At 68.2% G+C, this 7,527-nt stretch carries 7 protein-coding genes; 6 read left to right on the plus strand and 1 reads right to left on the minus strand.

All coding sequences use genetic code 11. From position 1 onward, the window contains the following. The first annotated feature begins 233 nt into the window (after positions 1-233). The 6 genes from clpB to ACRDUX_RS17225 all read left to right on the plus strand — a co-directional run bounded on the left by clpB (position 234) and on the right by ACRDUX_RS17225 (position 7,240). Complete coding sequence (clpB, locus tag ACRDUX_RS17200; RefSeq protein WP_526415229.1) at positions 234-2,780, plus strand: ATP-dependent chaperone ClpB; 2,547 nt, start codon at positions 234-236, stop codon at positions 2,778-2,780. Between the two features lie 135 nt (positions 2,781-2,915). Then, the gene (ttfA, locus tag ACRDUX_RS17205) at positions 2,916-3,722 is read left to right on the plus strand and encodes a trehalose monomycolate transport factor TtfA (protein ID WP_526415230.1); all 807 of its coding nucleotides are present in this window, start codon (positions 2,916-2,918) and stop codon (positions 3,720-3,722) included. Positions 3,723-3,764: 42 nt separating this feature from the next. Beyond that, positions 3,765-4,541 carry an SDR family NAD(P)-dependent oxidoreductase gene (locus ACRDUX_RS17210; RefSeq protein WP_526415231.1) on the plus strand — a complete coding sequence of 259 codons (777 nt, stop codon included), beginning with the start codon at positions 3,765-3,767 and terminating at the stop codon, positions 4,539-4,541. Beyond that, positions 4,542-5,438 (plus strand): hypothetical protein, encoded by an 897-nt coding sequence (locus ACRDUX_RS17215; protein ID WP_526415232.1) that lies wholly within the window; start codon positions 4,542-4,544, stop codon positions 5,436-5,438. Then, positions 5,435-6,079, plus strand: a complete 645-nt coding sequence (locus ACRDUX_RS17220) for a TrmH family RNA methyltransferase (protein ID WP_526415233.1) — start codon at positions 5,435-5,437, stop codon at positions 6,077-6,079. The genes ACRDUX_RS17215 and ACRDUX_RS17220 overlap by 4 nt, the downstream gene beginning before the upstream one ends. 15 nt (positions 6,080-6,094) lie before the next feature. Beyond that, positions 6,095-7,240, plus strand: coding sequence for a glycoside hydrolase family 76 protein (locus ACRDUX_RS17225; protein WP_526415235.1), 1,146 nt, complete (start codon positions 6,095-6,097; stop codon positions 7,238-7,240). Between the two features lie 7 nt (positions 7,241-7,247). On the opposite strand, the gene ACRDUX_RS17230 is transcribed toward ACRDUX_RS17225, so the two are convergent. Then, positions 7,248-7,527, minus strand: a 280-nt coding sequence (locus ACRDUX_RS17230) for a CoA-transferase (protein ID WP_526415234.1), incomplete at its 5' end; no start/stop codon positions are given.

Genomic DNA, 7,527 nt, shown 5'->3' on the forward strand with positions numbered 1-7,527 from the left:
CCATTGCTCCGCTGGTGATGCAGCAGTAGTCCCGCGGGAGGTCGCCCTGGGTTCGGCGAGCGTGCACCAACTGCCGTGCCCGCCCGCGTGTCGGCGAGCAGACACGCTCGCTCGCGGAAAGGCGGGATTTCGGAAATCAGCTAGAGTTGAGCGGAACAGACTCAACCTTGACTGCGTTGGACAAGAAGACAAGCATTCTCACCACCCCTTTTCGTAATGAATGGAGGAAAGTCGTGGACTCGTTCAACCCGACCACGAAGACTCAGGCGGCGCTGACCTCGGCGTTGCAGGCGGCCACCGCCGCAGGCAATCCGGAGATCCGGCCCGCCCATCTATTGATGGCGCTCCTGACCCAGAACGACGGGATCGCCGCGCCCCTTCTCGAGGCCGTCGGCGTTGATCCCGCGATCATCAGGACCGAGGCCGCGAGCCTCGTCGAACGGTTGCCCAAGGTCAGCGGCGCCAACTCGACGCCGAACCTGTCGCGTGAGTCGCTGGCGGCGGTCACCGCCGCCCAACAGCTGGCAGTAGAGATGGACGACGAATACGTCTCCACCGAGCACCTGCTGGTCGGTTTGGCGACCGGCGACTCCGACGTCGCCAAGCTGCTCACGGGCCACGGCGCATCTCCGCAGGCCCTGCGCGAGGCGTTCACCAAGGTGCGCGGCAGCGCCCGTGTCACCAGCCCCGACCCCGAAGGCACCTACCAGGCCCTCGAGAAGTACTCCACCGACCTGACCGCCGCAGCCCGCGAGGGCAAGCTCGACCCGGTCATCGGGCGCGACAACGAGATTCGGCGTGTCGTGCAGGTGCTGAGCCGCCGCACCAAGAACAATCCGGTGCTGATCGGTGAGCCAGGCGTCGGCAAGACCGCGATCGTCGAGGGGCTGGCCCAGCGCATCATCGCAGGCGACGTGCCGGAGAGTCTGCGCAACAAGACCGTCGTGTCCCTCGACATGGGCTCGATGGTCGCGGGCGCCAAGTACCGCGGCGAGTTCGAGGAACGCCTCAAGGCCGTCCTCGACGACATCAAGAACTCGGCAGGCCAGGTCATCACGTTCATCGACGAGCTGCACACCATCGTGGGTGCGGGCGCGACCGGTGAGTCGGCGATGGACGCCGGCAACATGATCAAGCCGATGTTGGCCCGTGGCGAGCTCCGCATGGTCGGCGCCACCACGCTCGAGGAGTACCGCAAGTACATCGAGAAGGACGCCGCCCTGGAGCGGCGCTTCCAGCAGGTGCTGGTCGGCGAGCCGTCGGTCGAGGACACCGTCGGCATCCTGCGCGGGCTGAAGGACCGCTACGAGGTGCACCACGGCGTGCGCATCACCGACTCGGCCCTGGTGGCCGCTGCCACGATGTCCGACCGCTACATCACCGCCCGCTTCCTGCCCGACAAGGCGATCGACCTGGTCGACGAGGCCGCGTCGCGGCTGCGGATGGAGATCGACTCCCGACCCGTCGAGGTCGACGAGGTCGAGCGCGTCGTGCGTCGTCTCGAGATCGAGGAGATGGCGCTGGCCAAGGAAACGGATGCGGCATCCGTCGACCGGCTGGAAAAACTCCGCGGCGAGCTTGCCGACTACAAGGAGAAGCTCTCCGAGCTCACCACGCGCTGGCAGAACGAGAAGGGCGCGATCGACATCGTCCGCGAGCTCAAGGAGAAGCTCGACACGCTGCGCGGCGAGTCAGAGCGCGCCGAACGCGACGGTGATCTGGCCAAGGCCGCCGAGCTGCGCTACGGCCGCATCCCGGAGATCGAGAAGAAGCTCGACGCCGCACTGCCGACCGCGCAGGCGCAGACCGACGTCATGCTCAAGGAAGAGGTCGGACCCGACGACATCGCCGACGTCGTCGCGGCGTGGACCGGCATCCCCGCGGGCAGGCTGCTCGAGGGTGAGACCGCCAAGCTGCTGCGCATGGAGGACGAACTGGGCAAGCGGGTCGTCGGACAGAAGAAGGCGGTGCAGGCGGTTTCCGATGCGGTCCGCCGCAGCCGGGCCGGCGTCGCCGACCCCAACCGGCCGACCGGTTCGTTCCTGTTCCTCGGCCCCACGGGCGTCGGCAAGACCGAGCTGGCCAAGGCGTTGGCCGACTTCCTGTTCGACGACGAACGGGCGATGGTCCGCATCGACATGAGCGAGTACGGCGAGAAGCACTCGGTAGCTCGCCTCGTCGGTGCCCCTCCCGGCTACATCGGCTACGACCAGGGCGGTCAGCTGACCGAGGCGGTGCGGCGACGTCCGTACACCGTGGTGCTGTTCGACGAGGTCGAGAAGGCCCACCCGGACGTGTTCGACGTGCTGCTGGCCGTGCTCGACGAGGGCAGGCTCACCGACGGACAGGGCCGCACGGTCGACTTCCGCAACACCATCCTCATCCTGACGTCCAACCTCGGGTCGGGCGGCAACTCCGAGCAGGTGATGGCGGCAGTGCGCTCGGCGTTCAAGCCGGAGTTCATCAACCGTCTCGACGACGTGCTGATATTCGACGGTCTGCAGCCCGACGAGCTGGTGCGCATCGTCGACATCCAGCTGGAGCAGTTGCAGAAGCGGCTGGCTCAGCGCAGGCTGCAGCTGGAGGTCTCGTTGCCCGCCAAGAAATGGCTGGCCGACCGTGGTTTCGACCCGGTCTACGGCGCGCGTCCGCTGCGGCGGCTGGTGCAGCAGGCCATCGGCGACCAGTTGGCCAAGTTGCTGCTGGCGGGTGAGGTGCACGACGGTGACGTGGTGCCGGTCAACGTCAGCGCCGACGGCGAAGGCCTGATCCTGGGCTGACCGGCTGAAACGAACGTGACGCCACTGCGAGTTTCTCGATGATTCTTCGCTGTGGCGTCACGTTCGTCGTTGTGACGAGTTCGTGATCCGATCGAGTTCGGGCGAAACCGCTACCAACAAGTAGGCTGGGGCCCAATGGTGCCACTCTGGTTCACGCTGTCCGCACTCTGTTTCGTGGGTGCGGCCGTCTTGCTGTACGTGGACCTGGACAAACGACGAGGTCTTGGCAGGCGCCGCAAGTCATGGGCCAAGTCGCACGGCTTCGACTACGAGCACGAGTCCACCGAGATCGTGAAGCGCTGGAAGCGCGGGGTCATGTCGACGGTCGGCGACGTCTCCGCCAAGAACGTGGTGCTCGGGCAGATCCGCGGCGAGGCGGTCTTCGTCTTCGACCTCGAGGACGTCGCGACGGTGATCGCGCTGCACCGCAAGGTCGGCACCAACGTCGTCGTCGACGTCCGGCTCAAGGACATCAAGGAACCGCGCGAGAGCGATATCTGGCTGCTCGGCGCCATCGGCCCGCGGATGGTGTACTCCACCAACCTCGACGCCGCGCGCCGCGCCTGCGACCGCCGCATGGTCACCTTCGCCCACGCCGCGCCCGACTGCGCCGAGATCATGTGGAACGAGCAGCACTGGACGCTCGTCAGCATGCCGATCACCAGCACGCGCGCGCAATGGGACGAGGGCCTGCTGACCGTGCGCCAGTTCAACGACCTGCTGCGCGTGCTGCCGCCCATCCCACAGCCAGGACAGAATGGCGTCGCGGGCCAGGCGATCGCCAGGCGTGGCGCATCGCCGAGCCGGCCGCTTGCCCAGCGGCCCGCCGAACTGCCCGCGGGCCGCACCGATGCGCCCCCGGCCCGCGGTGACGTCGGCCGCTACACGCAGCAGCGCCCGCCGGTGCGAAACGGGCGGCAGTCGCCCCACTATCAGCGCTGAGCCCTGGCCTGCGGGGACTTCAAGGGCAAGTAGCCTGTCGGCATGTCACGACCCGTCGCACTGATCACCGGACCGACGTCTGGACTGGGGATGGGATTCGCTCGCCGCTACGCCATCGATGGTCATGACCTGGTGTTGGTGGCGCGCGACGTCGAACGGTTGGAGCGCCTGGCCGCCGAGCTGCACGACGAGGCGGGTGTGAACGTCGAGGTGCTGGCTGCCGACCTCGCCGTCGCCGCCGACCGGGCCAAGGTGGCCGACCGGCTGGCTGCTGGCGTACGAATCCTGGTGAACAACGCGGGATTCGCCACGTCGGGGGAATTCTGGAGTGCCGACCTCGCCACCCTTCAGTCGCAGCTCGACGTCAACGTCACCGCCGTCATGGCCCTGACGCACGCCGCGCTGCCACCCATGCTGGCCGCGGGCACGGGCACGATCGTCAACGTGGCCAGCGTCGCGGGGCTGGTGCCGGGCAGGGGTTCCACCTACTCGGCGTCCAAGGCGTGGGTGATCTCCTTCTCCGAGGGCCTGGCCAACGGCCTCGACGGCACCGGGGTCGGTGTGCATGCGCTCTGCCCAGGATTCATCAGGACCGAGTTCCACGAACGCGCGGGCATCGACATGGCGGGCACGCCTTCTGTGCTGTGGCTCGACGTGGCCGACGTCGTGCGTGACTGTCTCGCCGGCGTGGCCAAGGGGCAGATCGTGATCGTGCCCGGTCTGCAATACAAGGTGCTCACCACCGCGGGGCGCATCGTGCCGCGAAATCTGGTGCGTGCCGTGACGAAGGCAGTGGGCCGTGGACGTGGACGGACCTGAGTGCGGCCCCTAATCGCATTGCTCCTGGCCCTGATCACCGGCGCCGCCCTGGTCGCCTGCTCGGACGATCCCCACCCGAGCCCCTACGGCACCCAGGGCGCCAAGATCGGCGAGTCGCTGGCCGTGCTCGGCTGGAACGTCTCGGTGGCCAATCTGCGCTTCGACGGCGATTACGTGCTCGTCGACGTCGACGCCTCACCGTCGCAGGCAGGCGGTCAGCACGCCAAGGCCGACACCCTGCGCTTCGGCCTCTACGGCGCCCTGGCTCATCCGATCGAGAGCACCGCGGTCGGCACCTGTTCGAAGGCGACGAACCTCAACCTGCAACCGGCGCTCTCGCCGAATCCCGACAAGCTTTCTGGCACAGTGTGTTTGGGCCCGCTACGCGATCAGACGCAGGTGCGTGGGGTCTACGTGTACTCGCCGCAGGACCGGATCCCCGGGACCATCGCCGCCTACGGGGCGTCGTTCCCCGTTGGCCTCTCGCCCACCGACGACAGCGAAACCGGACTGGTGCTGAAGTCCACCAGCGTCGATGCGTTCAGCGCCGACGGGGCGCAGCTGATGCCGCAGGTGCTCGGGGACCCGAACGCGTTCAACGGCAACGGCTACATGTTGCTCGGACTCGACGTGTCCGGGCTGGCCTCGCGCTACCGCGACGACTCCGTTCGTCGTGGCGGGCCGATGATGGTCCAGGTGACGCCGACGCTGCCCGGCAAGGGGCTGTCCTACGCGTGCTCGGTGTACGGCGCGTCGATGCTGGTGTTGCCCGACGCGTCGCTGGCCGCCGTCGCGGTGCGCGGGTCATTGTGTACCCAGGGCGAGATGAACCAGGCGCTGCTGTACGCGACGGTCGCCGTGGTCGGCACGCACGCCGCGCTGTGGACTACCGCGTGAGTGAGCTACCGGGCCCGACAGAGTGGGGCACCGCGCCCGGCGTGGGACCCTGGCCCGGTCCGCTGCCGGACGACCCGCGTTACGACGGGGGGCTGCTGCGCGACGGGGACGCCCGCAACGTCGTCGACGCGTACCGCTACTGGACGCGCGAGGCGATCATCGCCGACATCGACCACCGAAGGCACCCGCTGCACATCGCGATCGAGAACTTCGGCAACGACGCCAACATCGGCGCGGTGGTCCGCACGGCCAATGCGTTCGCCGTCGACACCGTGCACATCGTGGGGCGGCGTCGATGGAACCGGCGCGGCGCCATGGTCACCGACCGCTACCAGCGTCTTCGCCACCACGACACGACGGCCGAGCTGCTCGCGTTCGCCGCGGAGCGTGAGCTGGAGGTGGTCGCGGTGGACAACGTGCCCGGGGCCGTCCGCCTCGAGAACACGTCGCTGCCGCGAGACTGCCTGCTGATCTTCGGACAGGAGGGCCCCGGTATCACGAAGGAGGCGCAACTGGGTTCCTCCAAGACGGTGTCCATCGCCCAATTCGGCTCGACGCGAAGTGTCAACGCGGCGGTGGCCGCCGGGATCGCGATGCACGCCTGGATCACGACGCATGCCGACACGTCGAGGGCATGGTAAGGCAGGATCATGACCATGGATCAGCTGTGGGCCAACCGTGCGGCCAGCGCAGAAGCCGCGATCGCGAAGCGGCACTACCGGCGGTTGTGGCGCCTGCCCGGTACCCAACTCGGCGTCTGTGCGTGGCCGCCCACCAAGAAGGACCTGGGGTTCCGTAGCTGGAACTACTGGTGGCAGGCCCATCTGCTGGACTGTCTGGTCGACGCGCAGGTGCGCGACCCGCAGCCCGAGCGCGTGCTGACGATCGAGCGCCAGATCCGTGGGCATCAATGGCGCAACACCGGCCGCTGGATCAACGACTACTACGACGACATGGCCTGGCTGGCGCTCGCGCTGGAGCGCGCGGGCAGCCAGGCAGGCGTCGAGCGGCCCAAGGCGCTGGACAAGCTGTCCGAGCAGTTCCTCAACGCGTGGGTCCCCGAGGACGGCGGCGGCATCCCGTGGCGCAAGCAGGACCAGTTCTTCAACGCGCCCGCCAACGGCCCCGCTGGCATCTTCCTCGCCCGCTACGACCGGCTGCGCCGCGCCCAGCAGATGGCCGACTGGATCGACGAGACCCTGATCGACCCCGAAACGCATCTGGTGTTCGACGGCATCAAGGGTGGTTCGCTGGTCCGGGCGCAGTACACCTACTGTCAGGGCGTCGTCCTCGGGCTCGAGGTCGAGCTCGCCGCCCGCACTCAGGATGGCCGCCACTCCGAGCGGGTGCACCGACTGGTCGCGGCGGTGCGCGACAACATGGCGCCCGACGGCGTCATCACCGGCGCGGGCGGGGGAGACGGGGGCCTCTTCGACGGCATCCTGGTGCGCTACCTCGCCCTGGCCGCCAACCTGCTGCCGGGAGACACCTCCGCCGACGTCGAAGCACGCGCGGCCGCAAAGGATCTCGTCCTCAAGTCGGCGCAGTCGGCGTGGGACTACCGGCAGACCGTCGACGGACTTCCCTTGTTCGGCGCGTTCTGGGACCGCGAAGCGGAACTGCCGAGGGCAGGCGGTAAGGACGCGCAATTCGTCGAGGGGGCGGTGAACGCGTCCGAGGTGCCGGAACGGGATCTCTCCGTGCAGCTTTCGGGCTGGATGCTGATGGAGGCCGCGCACACCGTCGCCGATGAAGGTCACGGCGAGGAGCCGATCCCGCCCTCCGTCGACGCGCCGGAGTGACGGAGGGTTAGGTCAGTTCGACCTTGAGGTCGGCTCCGGTGGCGGCGATGACGTCCGCCTCGGTGACACCAGGGGCCAGTTCGCGCAGCAAGAGGGTTCCGTCGCCGGGTACGTCGATGACGCACAGGTTGGTGATGATGCGGTCGACGACGCCCTGGCCGGTGAGCGGCAGGCTGCAGGTCTGCACGATCTTCGGATTGCCCGCACGATCGGTGTGCTCCATCAGGACGATCACGCGGGCCGCCCCGTGGACCAGGTCCATCGCGCCGCCCATGCCCTTGACCATC

Source organism: Mycobacterium sp., from assembly GCF_050701675.1.
Classification (GTDB): Bacteria; Actinomycetota; Actinomycetes; order Mycobacteriales; family Mycobacteriaceae; genus Mycobacterium.

What these genes read in the sequence shown, in the direction of transcription:
- ttfA (WP_526415230.1), top strand. Translation starts at nt 2,916, where the DNA reads ATGGTGCCACTCTGGTTCACGCTGTCCGCACTCTGTTTCGTGGGTGCG.
- ACRDUX_RS17210 (WP_526415231.1), top strand. Translation starts at nt 3,765, where the DNA reads ATGTCACGACCCGTCGCACTGATCACCGGACCGACGTCTGGACTGGGG.
- ACRDUX_RS17225 (WP_526415235.1), top strand. Translation starts at nt 6,095, where the DNA reads ATGGATCAGCTGTGGGCCAACCGTGCGGCCAGCGCAGAAGCCGCGATC.